This window comes from Flavobacterium nitrogenifigens (assembly GCF_003254565.1).
GTDB classification, from domain to species: domain Bacteria; phylum Bacteroidota; class Bacteroidia; order Flavobacteriales; family Flavobacteriaceae; genus Flavobacterium; species Flavobacterium nitrogenifigens.
Window position 1 is genome coordinate 19832 of sequence record NZ_QJRI01000167.1, and the last position, 14895, is coordinate 34726.

General features: G+C 33.3%; 15 protein-coding genes. 14 read left to right on the top strand and 1 reads right to left on the bottom strand.

Going from position 1 to position 14895, the window contains the following annotated elements:
- From DM397_RS05835 to DM397_RS05875, 9 genes are all read left to right on the top strand, one after another.
- Positions 1–2124 (top strand): energy transducer TonB, encoded by a 2124-nt coding sequence (locus DM397_RS05835; protein WP_111376637.1) that lies wholly within the window; start codon positions 1–3, stop codon positions 2122–2124.
- A 159-nt stretch (positions 2125–2283) separates the two neighbouring features.
- Entirely contained in the window at positions 2284–3186 is a 903-nt protein-coding gene (gene cyoE / locus DM397_RS05840) for a heme o synthase (protein ID WP_111376638.1), read from the top strand.
- A gap of 2 nt (positions 3187–3188) precedes the next feature.
- Positions 3189–3776: a cytochrome c oxidase subunit 3 gene (locus tag DM397_RS05845; RefSeq protein WP_111376639.1), complete on the top strand. Its 588-nt coding sequence runs from the start codon at positions 3189–3191 to the stop codon at positions 3774–3776.
- 42 nt (positions 3777–3818) lie between these two features.
- Entirely contained in the window at positions 3819–4802 is a 984-nt protein-coding gene (locus DM397_RS05850; protein ID WP_111376640.1) for a cytochrome c oxidase subunit 3, read from the top strand.
- A gap of 19 nt (positions 4803–4821) precedes the next feature.
- The gene (locus DM397_RS05855) at positions 4822–5172 is read left to right on the top strand and encodes a cytochrome C oxidase subunit IV family protein (protein WP_111364867.1); all 351 of its coding nucleotides are present in this window, start codon (positions 4822–4824) and stop codon (positions 5170–5172) included.
- A gap of 79 nt (positions 5173–5251) precedes the next feature.
- Positions 5252–5893: a hypothetical protein gene (locus DM397_RS05860; protein ID WP_111376641.1), complete on the top strand. Its 642-nt coding sequence runs from the start codon at positions 5252–5254 to the stop codon at positions 5891–5893.
- An 11-nt stretch (positions 5894–5904) separates the two neighbouring features.
- Positions 5905–6591: an SCO family protein gene (locus tag DM397_RS05865; protein WP_111376642.1), complete on the top strand. Its 687-nt coding sequence runs from the start codon at positions 5905–5907 to the stop codon at positions 6589–6591.
- Positions 6592–6593: 2 nt separating this feature from the next.
- Positions 6594–7136 carry a DUF420 domain-containing protein gene (locus DM397_RS05870; RefSeq protein WP_111376643.1) on the top strand — a complete coding sequence of 181 codons (543 nt, stop codon included), beginning with the start codon at positions 6594–6596 and terminating at the stop codon, positions 7134–7136.
- A complete protein-coding gene (locus DM397_RS05875; protein ID WP_111376644.1) occupies positions 7126–7389 on the top strand; it encodes a hypothetical protein in 264 nt (87 codons plus the stop codon). The genes DM397_RS05870 and DM397_RS05875 overlap by 11 nt, the downstream gene beginning before the upstream one ends.
- Before the next feature lie 17 nt (positions 7390–7406).
- Here DM397_RS05875 and DM397_RS05880 read toward each other — a convergent pair whose 3' ends face one another.
- Positions 7407–8813 carry a DUF4403 family protein gene (locus DM397_RS05880; protein WP_111376645.1) on the bottom strand — a complete coding sequence of 469 codons (1407 nt, stop codon included), beginning with the start codon at positions 8811–8813 and terminating at the stop codon, positions 7407–7409.
- Positions 8814–8990: 177 nt separating this feature from the next.
- Here DM397_RS05880 and DM397_RS05885 point away from each other — a divergent pair, with 177 nt between their 5' ends.
- The 5 genes from DM397_RS05885 to DM397_RS05905 all read left to right on the top strand — a co-directional run bounded on the left by DM397_RS05885 (position 8991) and on the right by DM397_RS05905 (position 14893).
- The gene (locus DM397_RS05885; RefSeq protein ID WP_111376646.1) at positions 8991–9692 is read left to right on the top strand and encodes an ABC transporter ATP-binding protein; all 702 of its coding nucleotides are present in this window, start codon (positions 8991–8993) and stop codon (positions 9690–9692) included.
- Entirely contained in the window at positions 9685–10929 is a 1245-nt protein-coding gene (locus DM397_RS05890) for an ABC transporter permease (RefSeq protein ID WP_111376647.1), read from the top strand. The genes DM397_RS05885 and DM397_RS05890 overlap by 8 nt, the downstream gene beginning before the upstream one ends.
- 2 nt (positions 10930–10931) lie before the next feature.
- A complete protein-coding gene (locus DM397_RS05895) occupies positions 10932–12197 on the top strand; it encodes an ABC transporter permease (protein ID WP_111376648.1) in 1266 nt (421 codons plus the stop codon).
- Positions 12198–12234: 37 nt separating this feature from the next.
- On the top strand, positions 12235–13356 hold the full coding sequence (locus tag DM397_RS05900) for an efflux RND transporter periplasmic adaptor subunit (protein ID WP_111376649.1): 1122 nt from the start codon (positions 12235–12237) through the stop codon (positions 13354–13356).
- Between the two features lie 85 nt (positions 13357–13441).
- On the top strand, positions 13442–14893 hold the full coding sequence (locus DM397_RS05905; protein WP_111376650.1) for a TolC family protein: 1452 nt from the start codon (positions 13442–13444) through the stop codon (positions 14891–14893).
- Positions 14894–14895: the final 2 nt, after the last annotated feature.

Below are 14895 nucleotides of genomic sequence, written 5' to 3' on the forward strand. Positions count from 1 at the left end.
GTGAATAAGTTTTTTTTGTCCCTTGTTTTAATTTTTTCTTTTTTTATTGTTTCCGCTCAGCAAAATGGTAATTCTTCGGTTCAACCCGGTTTCACAGCAGAAATGTTTCCAGTTTTTCCTAACTGTGAAAATTTAGACGGAAAAAAATTAGAAACTTGTTTTTATAAAGAAGTTCAGGATTTTGTATTTAATAATTTTCAAGTTCCAGAAAAATTAAAACAAAGCAATTATAAAGGGGCAGTAAAATTACTTTTTGAAGTAAATGCAGAAGGAGAATTTAAGGTGATTTATGTTTCTGCAGAAACAGAAGAATTGTCTGAAGAAGCAAAAAGAGTATTCGGGACATTTCCCAAAATAAAACCTTCAACTTACAACGGAAAACCAACGTATTCCAAATATACTATTTCTATTGATATACCGCTAAAAAGCTCGGCTCAGATTGCAGCAGAAGCTCAAGCAGCGGCAGAAATTTTAAAACCAATAGAAAAGCCTATGACAGAATTGGATAGTATTGTATACAAAAAATACAATAATCCAGAATTTGATAGTCATTTAAATATCCCGTTTTCGCATAGCTATTATGCGCAGTTTGATGCAGAAATGAATCAAGTTGGAAGTAATAACCATACGGCTTCTAAGCCTTATACTTATGCTGAGGTTTCAAAATATTATAATTTAAGAGCGGTTAATGAGTCATTGCAGAAAAAAACTTCAACTTGGCTGGGAAGAAAATGGTGGAATGAAAATTTAGTTCAGATTCAAGGAGAAGATTATTGGTTTGCCTTAAACCCAATTGTAGATTTGCAAATGGGTAAAGCTTCAGATCTTGATGCGTCCTACACTTACGTGAATACTAGAGCTCTTAATTTTAGAGGAGGTTTAGGAAAACAAATCAACTTTACAACTACATTTTTTGAAAGTCAGGGACGATTTGCAGGATATTTTAACGATTATGCTGAATCTATTAAGCCGTCAGGAGGAAATCCAGCTATAATTCCAGGAGTTGGAATTGCAAAAAGATTCAAAACAGATGCTTATGATTTTCCTTTAACAGAAGCGAATATTACTTTCGCTCCGGGAAAAATATTTGATTTTCAATTGGGTTATGGAAGAAATTTTATTGGTGACGGATATCGATCTTTATTAGAAAGCGATGGAGCAAGTCCGTATCCATACTTTAAAATCAACACTAAATTTTGGAAAATTAAATATACCAATACATATATGTGGATGAAAGATGTTCGTCCAGAGGTAACTGCCGAAAGAACTTACGCGACAAAATTCATGGCAAACCATTATTTGAGCTGGAATGTTTCAAATAGAGTAAACTTAGGTTTTTTTGAATCTGTAGTTTGGACAAATACCAATAACAGAGGTTTTGATGCTAATTTTGTGAATCCGATTATTTTTTACAGAGCAGTAGAATTTGGATCTTCGTCAAAAAGCGGAAACGCACTTTTAGGAATTACAGGAAAATATAAATGGAATAATAGCGTAAATCTGTATTCGCAATTTCTGATTGACGAGTTTTCTGTTTCTGATGTTGGAGCAGGAAATCAAAGCTGGAAGAATAAATTTGGCTTTCAGTTCGGAGCAAAATATTTCAATGCGTTTAATGTAAAAGATCTATTGGTGCAGATTGAGTATAATCGTGTACGTCCTTATGTGTACTCACATAGTGCCGTTATTACCAATTACGGGCACAACAATCAGAGTGTTGGGCATCAGTGGGGAGGAAATTTTAAAGAGCTTATTGCAATTGCGAGATACCACAAAGGGCGTTGGCTTGCCGATGCAAAACTTACAGTTGGAACTAGAGGTTTAGATTTTGATACTGCGGAAGACTCTTATAACTACGGAGGAAATATTTATAAAAGTTATGACGTGAAACGTCCGTATGATACAGGCGTGAAAATTGGTCAAGGAAATAAAACGAATGTTTTTATTGCTGATGTTCAAGGAGGATATTTGATTAATCCGATGACAAACCTGAAGTTGTTTGGAAGTTTGATCTACAGAAATTTTGATCCAACTCAAGAGACGGCAACAACTTTTAAGCAAAGTACGACTTGGTTTAGTGTTGGTTTACGTTCAGATATTTTTAACTGGTATTTTGATTACTAGTCTTTTTAATAAGATTTTTCGAAATAATAGTGTTAAAGTATGCTGAGATCTTAATTTGTAAAGGTTTTATTGAAAAAAATCTATTTTTATAGGTTAATATTCTACAATCTAATTTGTACATTTGCACCACTCAAAAAAAATACACAAAATACAACGGTATTGAACGCTGCAAAAAATACATTATCAATCAAATCAATATTTCTAGATTTTAAAGAGATTACTAAAGCTGGTCTGGCTATTAGTGTATTGTTTTCTTCAATCGCTGGATATTTATTAGGGGTAGATTCTGATCATCCTTTTAAATGGAGTGTTTTGGCTGTTTTGGCAGTTGGAGGTTACTGTATGGTTGGAGCATCAAACGCATTTAACCAAGTAATCGAAAAAGATATTGATTCTTTAATGGATCGTACCAAAAATCGTCCAGTTCCTTCAGGACGTATGTCTCCTAAAGTAGCTTTGTTGGTAGCAAGTCTGCTTACTATTGTTGGGATTTCGCTTCTTTATACTATAAACGCGAAGTCGGCAATGTTTGCTGCAATTTCGATATTCTTATATACAAGTGTTTATACACCACTAAAAACGGTTACTTCATTGTCTGTTTTTGTTGGAGCTTTTCCTGGTGCGATTCCTTTTATGTTAGGATGGGTAGCGGCAACAGGCGAATTTGGTATCGAAGCAGGGACTTTGTTTTTAATTCAGTTTTTTTGGCAGTTTCCACACTTTTGGTCTATCGGATGGTTTTTATATGAAGACTATGAGAAAGCAGGAATTTTTATGCTTCCGACAGGTAAAAAAGATAAAGGAACTGCATTACAGATAATATTGTATACAATTTGGCTTATAATAGCGTCGTTATTACCGGTGTTAGGTTTTACAGGACAATTATTTATTTCTCCAATTGCAGCAGTTCTAGTGTTTTTATTAGGGATTTGGATGCTTTTTTATGCCGTTCGTTTGTATAAGCTAAGAACTGCAAAAGCGGCGAGAACATTAATGTTAGTGAGTGTTTCTTATATCTCACTTTTGCAAATTGTATTTATAGTAGATAAATTTTTAAGATAGTTATGGAAATGACATTAAAAGCAAACGAAGAACAAGTAAGAAAGTCAAAATCGGCTAAATTGATTTTACTTTTTGCGATGGTTAGTATGACCATGATGTTCGCAGGGTTAACAAGTGCATTTGTAGTAAGTAAATCGAGAGCAGACTGGTTGAAGAATTTTGAACTTCCTTCGGCTTTCTATTGGAGTACAGCAGTAATTATTGCATGTAGCGTTACTTTTCACTTGGCAAAAAAAGCAATTCAGAAAGACAATAGAAGCGCAGTTACAGGATTGCTTCTTGGGACTTTAGCTTTGGGAGTTTTATTTGTGGTATTACAATTCAAAGGATTTGGACAAATCGTTGCTGAAGGGTATTACTTTACAGGAGAAGGTAGTTCAATTACTACAACTTTTCTTTATGTGGTGACAGTTACACACTTGTTGCACTTAGCTGGCGGATTAATTTCACTTTTAATTATAATTTATAATCATTTTAAACAAAAATACAATTCGACTCAAACTCTTGGGATAGAGCTAGGTGCGATGTATTGGCACTTTTTGGATTTATTATGGGTATATTTATTTTTATTTTTATATTTCTTTAAATAAGAAAAAAACGTAAATTTGGGAACTTTTTAACGAATATCTTTTATGGGAGCGACAGTTACTACTGCAAACAACGACGAAAAAACTTGGGGAGGCGGTCACAATGAGCCTTTAGGAGCAAGTTATGGTAAAATGATGATGTGGTTTTTTATCGTATCAGATGCCTTAACATTCTCTGGATTTCTAGGAGCTTATGGTTTTTCTAGATTTAAATTTATTGAAACTTGGCCTTTGGCTGATGAAGTGTTCACTCACTTCCCATTTATGCATGGTGTTGCGGCTCCAATGTATTATGTAGCTTTAATGACTTTTATTTTGATCTTTTCTTCTGTAACAATGGTATTAGCTGTTGATGCAGGACACCAATTGAAAAAGACAAAAGTTGCAATCTATATGTTCTTAACTATTATTGGAGGTTTAATTTTCGTTGGTTCTCAAGCTTGGGAATGGAAAAACTTCATTAAAGGAGAATATGGTGCAGTTGAAACAGTTGGAGGTAGTTTACTTCAATTTGTGGATAAAGATGGTAAAAGAGTAGCTTTAGCTGATTTTGCTGTTAAATTGCCAGAACAAAGAGAAGCTTTAACAAGAAGTAAATCAACTTGGTTTATGGAAGATGCTCAATCTCTTCCAACTTACACAGTTGCAGAAGTTCAGGCTGGTTTTAAAGCTCACCCTGAAATTTTAATCAGAACAGAAAAACTTACAGATAAAAAGAAAAAAACTGTTTTATCAAGAGAAGAATCTGAAAAACATTTAGCTAGTGCTAAATATGTAGTAGAAGGTGCTAACTTGATCAGAAACGAGTACGGTAATAAATTATTTGCTGATTTCTTCTTCTTTATTACAGGTTTCCACGGATTCCACGTATTCTCTGGAGTTATTATCAATATCATTATTTTCTTTAATGTATTATTAGGTACTTACGAGAAAAGAAGAAGCTACGAAATGGTAGAGAAAGTTGGATTATACTGGCACTTTGTAGATTTAGTTTGGGTATTTGTATTTACAGTTTTCTACCTAGTTTAATTTTTAGAATTTAATTATTATGTCACACGAGCACGTATCAAATACAAAAAGAATCTGGTTTGTTTTCGGATTGCTTTCAGTAGTAACTACAGTAGAAGTTATTTTAGGTATCTACAAACCTGGAGTATTAGAATTTAATCATTTTGTTGGATTGAATCTATTAAACTGGATTTTCTATATCTTAACAATTTTCAAAGCATATTATATTGTATGGGCATTTATGCACATGGAAGGTGAAAAAAGCAGCCTTAGATGGTCTGTAGTTTCTCCTGTTATCTTCCTAGTTTTATATTTATTGTTTATTCTGTTAACAGAAGGACATTATATTTATGGGGTTTTTAAAGATTCTACTATTAAATGGAATTTTTAACATGATATTAATTCGAAAAGAAGCTCCGATTTGCGGAGCTTTTTTTATTTTTGTACCTCAATAATTCCCCGTTAATACAATGAAAAAAAATATAGTTCTCTTTGTACTTTTTGTATTGCCAATTGTAGCGTATTTATTCTTTGCTTCTGGTGTAAATAGTTTTACAACACTTCCTGTAATAACACCTAAAGTAGCCGACTTTGGAAATTGGAATTCATTAAACGGAAAAAAAATCTCCCTTGATAAAAAGATTACTGTATTAGGTTTTTCTGGTACAAATATTCTGGAAAATAGAGGCAATTATTTTAATTTAAACGAAAAGATCTACAAGCGTTATAACGGTTTTGAAGATCTTCAGTTTGTAGTGCTATGTCCAACTGGAACTGAAAAAGAAGCTCAAAAAATTGTTGATGCTTTATCTCCTTTTACAGATGTTAAAAATTGGAATTTTGTTTTTGCTTCTAAAGAAGAAATTCAGAAGTTTTATGATGGATTACATTTAAAGGAAAAACTGAAAGAGAACCTTGGAACTTCTAATGTTTATATTATCGATAAAGAGCGTAATCTAAGAGGAAGAAAAGATCCAAAAGAATATAAAGAAGGATACGATACTTTTCATCCGTCTGAGTTGAGCAATGAAATGTTGGACGATTTCAAGATTATTCTTTATGAATATCGCGCAGCTCTAAAGAAGAACCATAATGCCACAAAGCAACTTTAAAATCATTTATAATGTTTAAGAACAAATCATATATCGGAATCTCTTTTGTTATTCTGATTTTTGGAATTTACGCCATTCCTAAAATCGTTGATCGAGTTAAAAACGGTGACGTTGTAAAAGGAAATCGTTTGGATAATGTTGGAGTAAAATCTTCAAAAGAAGCTAAACTTTTGACTATTGGACCTGCACCAAAATTCGAATTAACGAATCAAGATAATGCAAAGGTTTCAAATGAAACGTATAAAGGGAAGGTATATGTTTTAGAATTCTTCTTTACAACTTGTCCATCTATTTGTCCAAAGATGAATATGAGTATGCTGGAAATTGAAAAGACGTTTTTTGGAAATCCTAACTTCGGAATAGTTTCTATTACAATCGATCCAAAACATGATACTCCGCAAGTTTTAAAAGATCATGCAAAGTTGTTAGGCGTAAAATCTTCTAATTGGAATTTCTTAACTGGAGACAGAAATGTAATTATGGATTTGTCAAATAAAGGTTTTAATCTTTATGCTGGTGAAAATGATAAAGTAAGCGGTGGTTTTGAGCACTCAGGATTGTTTGCTTTAATTGATAAAGATGGAAACATTCGTTGCAGAAAAGATGAATACGGAAATCCGAATATTTATTATGATGGTCTAGATAAAAAAGGAGTAAGAGATATTCAAGAAGACATTAAAATTTTATTAGCAGAATAAAAATGGAAGATAATACTTTAGAGAAAAAATTTAGCAAATTCATTATTGCGGTTTCAATAATAATTCCTGTTGTGGTGGCAATTTTGTTTGGGGTTAAATTAAAAGATTTTGGTGTTAATGTGGAGCCATTATCGTTTTTACCTCCAATCTATGCAACTACAAATGGTATTACGGCTGTTGTGCTGGTTTGGGCTGTTTTGGCAATTAAGAAAGGAAACCAAAAATTACATGAAAGATTGATGACTTCTGCTATTGCATTGTCTGTTGCGTTTTTAGTTATGTATGTTGCATATCATATGACTTCAGATTCTACAAAATATGGAGGAGAAGGAGCATTACGTTATGTATATTTCTTTATTCTTATAACACATATTTTATTATCAATTGCAATCATTCCGCTCGTATTGATTACGTATGTAAGAGCGCTTGGAAAACGTTTTGACAGACACAGAAAAATTGCTAAGATCACTTTTCCTCTTTGGTTGTACGTTGCTGTAACGGGAGTGATTGTTTATTTAATGATATCTCCGTATTATGCACACTAAAAAAAATAACATTCAAATTTTAAAATCCAAATTCCAAGTTATAGTATTTGGGATTTGTATTTTTTTAATTGGAGTTTCAGCCAATGCTCAGTGCGCTATGTGCCGCGCAGCATTATCGGGGGATTCTAATACTAAAAAAGCAGAAGCAGTAAATGATGGAATTGTTTACTTAATGGTAATTCCATATTTACTAGTATTAATAATAGGATATTTGATTTATCGAATGTATTCTAAAAAGAAAAAAGCAGTGTAATTACACTGCTTTTTCTTTTATTTAAGTCCGTTAACTGACACATTAACCGTTCCGTTTATTTTGATGAAAGCTATAATGGCCTGATTGGTTAGTTGTATTTTATCAAACTGAATATCTTCCATTTTCCCATTTACAAATACGCCTGGCATTGGTGAATAATTCTTTAAATAGCCCGCCATGCTCTTTTTACCTTCTTCGAGATTAGGCTGGATTGAATAACGGCAGCTTTCTTCCATTTTTCTCAGAATAAATCCTTGCGCTAACCAGTTTGCTGTGCGCATCAATTTGCTTTTGGTATCCAAAACATAATCTAGCTTTTCAAAATAAATTTCTTTTGTCTGAGCATTGTATGATGGAAAGCCGTTTAAATAAAGTGTTCCGTCTATAGATCCTAAAACGTCTAATGCGATAACCATTTTGCCATCTTTGTGCCAGATTGATACATTTTTTACTGTGACTTTTTTGCTTCCTGAACCAAATTCCTGACCAGCAAAATTTTTGGTCATAATCTTGGAGGCATCTATATAACTTGAAATTGCTGCAATATTGGCAGAAATTTGATTTGGGATTTTGGCCACGGGTTTCAGAACAATTTTACTGGCATTGTATTTTGATTCGGGCTGTTTGCCAACAATGGTTTCCATGTTGCATTTCATGCCCATATCAAGTAAGAACGAATCGTTTTTAAGTTTGGCATTTGTAGAGTAAATTTCAACTGGAACAATTCGGAGCCAGCTTTCATAAGTGTCACTCGTTTGAAAAGGAGTGCAGATTTTTTCTACAGCTTGAAGTACATTCGGTTTAAAATCCATTGATTTTTCAATTGCTTCATCTATTTTCTTTTCCAATTTACTTTTAAAAATAGAGATGGCAGGATTTATCAAATAAGTAATTGGCATGTTCTTGCCAAATATTGACATGGTTGGGCTCTCATTCCAATCAAGAGATTTGAACTCTGTTTTTGTTGTGAGTTTCCAATTTGTCAGAGCAGTTTCGCTGGAAAGTGTTATAACTCCGTTTAAATTAAATTCTCTAATATCATATAATTCGACTCCAAGTTTTTTTGTGCCTATTCGGTATTTGATATTCGCTTTAAGCGGTAAAATTGTTCGGATTCTTTTATCAAGATTTGACGGATCATTTTGAATTTTGATCGGAGCTTGTTTCCAAATTTTCATTTCAATATCATCGTCTTCGATATTATTGTCTTCGTAAATTAATCCGTTAAGAAGAGAATTAGTCTGATTTTCAATATCGCTTAATTTGATAGTAATTGGAAGGTTTATAAAAGAAGGATTGCTGTCATAAATTAACGGACTTGCATCGTCTGGTTCAGGCTTTAATGTTTCTAATTTTTGAGCCGACGAACAGCTTGATAACACCGCAAGTGCTGTAAACATTGAAATAATAGAACTAAGCTTCATTTAAGATGATTTTTATTACGAGGTAAAATTACGAAAACAATCATATTTTATTGAAAAAGTGTAACAATAACTAAAGAATGCAGTCTTATACCTAATAGGTAACAAAACTATTAACTTTTTATTATCATAAATTACTTAATAAAAACGTTATTATTGTCTAAAAAATTTAACAATACCATGATTGAAATTAAAGATTTACATAAATCCTATAAGATGGGAAGTTCTGAATTGCATGTATTAAAAGGTATAAATTTTAATATAGAAGAAGGAGAATTGGTTGCGATCATGGGGTCATCTGGTTCTGGTAAATCAACACTTCTTAACATCTTGGGAATTCTGGATGAAGCCGATTCTGGAAGTTATATTTTAGATAAAACGCCAATCAAAAAATTGAATGAAACCCTTGCTTCAAAATATCGTAATAAGTTCTTAGGATTCGTTTTCCAGTCTTTTAATTTGATTAATTATAAAACGGCACTTGATAATGTTGCAATGCCATTGTATTATCAGGGAGTTAAAAGAAAAGAGCGTTATGATATTGCAATGAAATATCTAGAGAAAGTAGGTTTAGGTTCTCACGTTCACCACTTGCCAAACGAGCTTTCTGGAGGTCAGAAACAGCGTGTGGCTATAGCGAGAGCATTGGCATCAAATCCGAAGGTTTTGCTTGCAGATGAGCCAACGGGAGCTTTGGATACTAAAACTTCTTATGAAGTTATGGAGCTTATTCAAGGAATTAATGATGAGGGAAAAACAATTTTAATTGTTACACACGAACCTGATATTGCCGCAATGTGCAAAAGAAATGTAGTCCTGAAAGATGGATTAATTATCGATGATAAAAAAGTAGAACAAGTTAGAGCTTCGTCTTATGTTTAATATTGAACGTTGGCAGGAAATATTTGAAGCCATTTCTAAAAACCGTTTAAGAACATTCTTAACAGGAGTTTCTGTGGCTTCTGGAATCTTTATTTTGGTAATCCTGCTTGGTGCAGGTAAAGGTCTTCAGAACGGAATTGAAAAACAGTTCGAACGAGACGCTGCTGGAATTATTGAGGTTTGGTCTGGAACAACTACGAAAGAATATAAAGGGCTAAATCCAGGAAGACAGATTCAATTTCGCAATAGCGATTACAATCAATCAGTGCAGAAATTTGAAGACAAGTTAGATCTCAGAGCTTCAACAAATAATTATTGGGGACAGTCTTTTGCTTATGGCAAAGAGTCGGGGAGTTATCAGTTTAGAGGAGTAAATCCAGATTATGGCGGAATTGAAAATTTAACCATAGTTCAGGGACGTTATATCAATGCTAAGGATTTAGAAAGCAACGCAAAAGTTGCTGTTATCGGAATGAAACTAAAAACTGATATGCTTAAAGATAAAGAGGCAATAGGAGAAGAGATTCTGATTAACAATATCAACTTTAAAGTAGTTGGAGTTTTTACAGATCCTGGAGGAGAAAGAGAAGAAACTCGTGCTTATTTGCCATTAACTACAGTTCAGAAGACGTTTGGTGGAGGTGATAAAATCAGCAACTTGTTTTTTACCTTAAAAAAGACGCAAGATTATGATGAAGCCTTGGCTCAGTCAGAAAAATTTACCCAAGATTTAAAAGATTTACTAAAGAGTAAAAATGTCGTGGCACCTGAGGATGATGGCGGTGTAGGAGTGTATAATTCGGTTAAAGATGCCAAACAATTTTATGATTTAAACTTATATATAAGACTTTTTTTCTGGTGGGTTGGTATATGTACGATTATCGCTGGTGTGGTTGGAGTAAGTAATATCATGCTTATTATTGTAAAAGAACGTACAAAAGAAATCGGAATTAGAAAAGCACTTGGCGCTTCGCCTTTTTCAATTATCACCATGATTCTTCACGAATCGATTTTTATTACGACCATTGCTGGTTTTGTCGGATTGCTGGCCAGTCTTGCTTTATTGGAATTTGTTGGTCCGATGGTTCAGAGCGAATATTTCAGAAATCCTGAAGTAGATTTTAGCGTAGCTTTAACCACTTTGGTATTACTTGTTTTTGCAGGAGCAATGGCAGGATTTTTTCCAGCTTACAGAGCAGCCAAAATTAAACCTATTGTAGCACTTAGAGACGAATAATCATGTTTAAAAAAGATAATTGGGACGAGATTTTACAGGCCTTAACCGCCAATCCTTTCAGGACTATCCTGACAGCTTTTGGTGTTTTTTGGGGTATTTTTATCTTGGTAATTTTACTTGCTGCAGGTAATGGTCTAGAAAATGGAATCAAAAAAGGTTTTGATGGAATTGCAACTAATACCATGTTTATGTGGAGTCAGACTACCTCTAAGGCGTATAAAGGTTTGCCAAAGACAAGACGTTATGATTTTAGAAATAGTGATGTAACAGCTTTAAAAGCAGCATTGCCAGATTTATTATATGTTTCACCACGAAATCAGTTAGGTGATTTTAACGGAACCAATAATGTTGTAAGAGGTACTAAAACTTCTGCATTTACAATTTACGGAGATTATCCAGAGCTGATTAAACAGCAACCGATGGATATCATTAAAGGAAGATTTGTAAATCAGCAGGATATTGAGCAAAGAAGAAAAGTTTGTGTAATTGGAAAAGGGGTTATCAGCGAGCTTTACGGTAAAGAAGAGGAAGCTGTTGGAACCTATATCAAAATTAACAGCATCAATTTTATGGTTGTTGGGGTTTATAAATCTAAACAACAAGGAGGAAATGCAGAGCAGGAACAAAAGAATATTTTTATTCCGTTTACAACTTTTCAGCAGGCCTTTAATTACGGAGATAAAGTGGGATGGATGGCACTTACGGCAAAAGATGAAACTTCTATAACCGATTTAAAGCCTAAAATTTTAGAGATTATAAAATCATTGCATTCTATAAATCCGACAGATGATAGAGCAGTTGGAAATTTTGATTTGTACGAGCAATTTAATAAAGTGCAAAGCTTATTTAATATTTTAAAAGTAATTGCCTATTTCGTAGGAACATTAGTTTTGATTTCGGGCGTAATCGGAATTTCGAATATCATGCTGATTGTGGTTAAAGAACGTACAAAAGAAATCGGAATTAGAAGAGCATTAGGCGCAACACCTGGAGCAATTAGAAGTCAAATATTAACGGAGTCTATATTTTTGACCATTATTTCAGGTATGCTCGGAATTGCTGTTGCCACAGGAATTATAGCAGTTTTAAATATGGCATTAGACTCGATGCCTCCTGATCAAAATACTATGTTTGCCAATCCAACCGTAGATTTAGGAGTTGTATTTGTGGCTTTAATTATATTGGTCGGATCAGGTTTGCTTGCAGGATTTATTCCTGCCCAGACCGCAATCAATGTTAAGCCAGTAGATGCTTTAAGAACAGAATAAATTATCAATCAAAATAAATCGATTAAACCCTAGACAAATGAAAAAAGGAGTAACCGTAACCATTTTAATATTTATCGCAGTTGTTTTTTTTGGCGCGCTGTACTATTTGTATGCTAAAAACCAAGAATCTCCGATTGTATTTAAAACGGAAAAAGCAGAAATCAAGACCATCGTAAAAAATACTATTGCGACAGGTAATATTCAGCCTGATGAAGAGGTTCTAATCAAACCAAATATCTCAGGTATTATTGAAGAAGTGTACATCAAAGCGGGTGAAAAAATCAAAGCCGGCGATATGATTGCTAAGATTAGAGTTGTAGCAAATGTTTCGAATGTAAGCAATTCTCAGAATCAGGTGCAGACCGCTAAAATAGCATTAGATAATCAGGAAAAAATCTATAAAAGGCAGAAAACATTATTTGAGAAAGATGTAATTTCTGCAAATGATTATGACGCGGCATTATTATCTTACAATCAGGCAAAACAAAACTACTTAGCTGCAAAACAAGGTTTAGATATTGTTAAAACTGGAACAACTTCTTCTTTAGGAAGTTATGCCAATACTTTAATTCGTTCAACAGTGAACGGAATGGTATTAGATGTTCCAGTAAAAGTTGGTAATCAAGTTATCGAAAGTAATAACTTCAATGAAGGAACTACAATCGCAAGTGTTGCCGATGTTGGAAGAATGATTTTTATTGGAAAAATCGATGAGTCTGAGGTTGGAAAAATTAAAGAAAAAATGCCAATTGAGATTACAATTGGTGCGATAGAAAATAAAAAGTTTGATGCCGTTTTAAATTATATTGCTCCAAAAGGAGTTACAGAAAATGGAGCAATCCAATTTGAAATTAAAGCACAAATGGTTAACAGAGATGATACTTTTATTAGAGCCGGTTTAAGTGCCAATGCCTCAATTATTTTAGAAAAAGCAGAGAAGGTTTTGGCAATTAAAGAGTCTTTAGTTCAATTTGACAAAAAAACACAAAAGCCTTATGTAGAAGTTGAAACTGCTCCACAGAAATTTGAGAGAAGAGATTTGGTTCTTGGAGTAAGCGACGGAATCTACGTTCAAGTTAAAAGCGGTGTAAATGATACCGATAAAATTAAAATCTGGAATCAGGGCCTAATTAACGAAGGAGATAAAGAAAAAAAATAAGCTAATTTGAAAGCTTAGGGATCTTTTTGGTTTTAAAAATGTTAAATTTGCGTAGTTCGGTTTACTGCGCCTTCATCAAAAGTATATGAAAATAAATAAATATAATAGTCTGGTTATAGCATTGTTATTCGGTTTTGGATTAACTGGACAGGCGCAAACTAAGAAATGGACTTTAGAAGAGTGTGTGAGATATGCACTCGAAAATAATATCACAATTAAACAATCGGAACTGGATTTAAAGAATGCTAGTATTGATAAAAAAGCAGCATTGGGTAATTATCTTCCATCTGTAAACGGAAATGCTTCTCATTCTTGGAATATCGGTTTGAACCAGGATGTTACAACGGGTATTTTGCGTAATCAAACTACACAATATTCTTCTATTGGTTTGAGTGCTGGTGTAGATATTTATAAAGGCTTGCAGAATCAAAATGCGTATAGAAAATCAAAATTAACAATCATTGCTTCACAATATCAATTGTTGAAAATGCAAGAAGATATTTCGTTGAATGTTGCGAGTGCATTTTTGCAAATTTTATCTAATAAAGAAGATTTAAAGGTTAAGAAAGAGCAATTGGCAATTGACGAAAAACGATATACCCGTTCTGAAGAAATGGTAAATGCAGGAACTATTCCGCGTGGAGATTTGTTCGATTTGAAAGCTACTGTTGCAACAGATAAACAAAACATCGCCGTTTCTGAAAATAACTTGTTAATTTCTAAATTGAGTTTAGCACAGCTTTTACAATTAAAGGAATTTGCAGATTTTGATGTAGTTGATGATACCAATGTAGCTGATGAAAATAACATTCTAGCTCAGAGTCCAATTGAAATTTACAATAAAGCTAAAGAAACTAGAACAGAGTTAAAATTAGCGCAGGCCAATCTCGAAATTGCAGAGAAGAATGTTGCTATTGCAAAAGGTGCTTTTCAGCCAACTTTGAGTGCTTTCTACAACTTTAATACCCGAGCAAGTTACAGTGATGTAATAAGAGGATCAAAACCAAATACAGCAAATCCTACTTCACAGATTGGATATGTGGAAGGAACAAATCAGGCAGTTCTTCAGGATAATTACACGCCTGTTTTAGGTAAAGCGGACCCAATATTAGATCAATTTAGTGATAACAAAGGGCAATCTTTTGGATTTCAGCTTTCTGTGCCTATTTTTAATGGTTTCTCAGTTAAAAACAATGTAGAGCGTAATAAAGTAAGTTTAGAAAAATCTAAAATAGATTTAGAGCAAAAAAGTTTAGATTTGCAGCGTAACGTTTATACTGCTTTTACAGATGCAAGAGGAGCTTTGAATACGTACGAATCTTCTACTGTAACTTTAGAAGCGAGACAGCAGGCTTACAATTATGCAAAAGAAAAATACGATGTAGGTTTAATGAACTCATTTGATTTTACACAAGCTCAAACCTTATTGACTAATGCGCAATCTGATGTTATTAGAACAAAATACGATTACATGTTCAAAATTAAAATATTAGAGTTTTATTTCGGAATTCCAATTGTTCCAATTATTACAAAATAGTT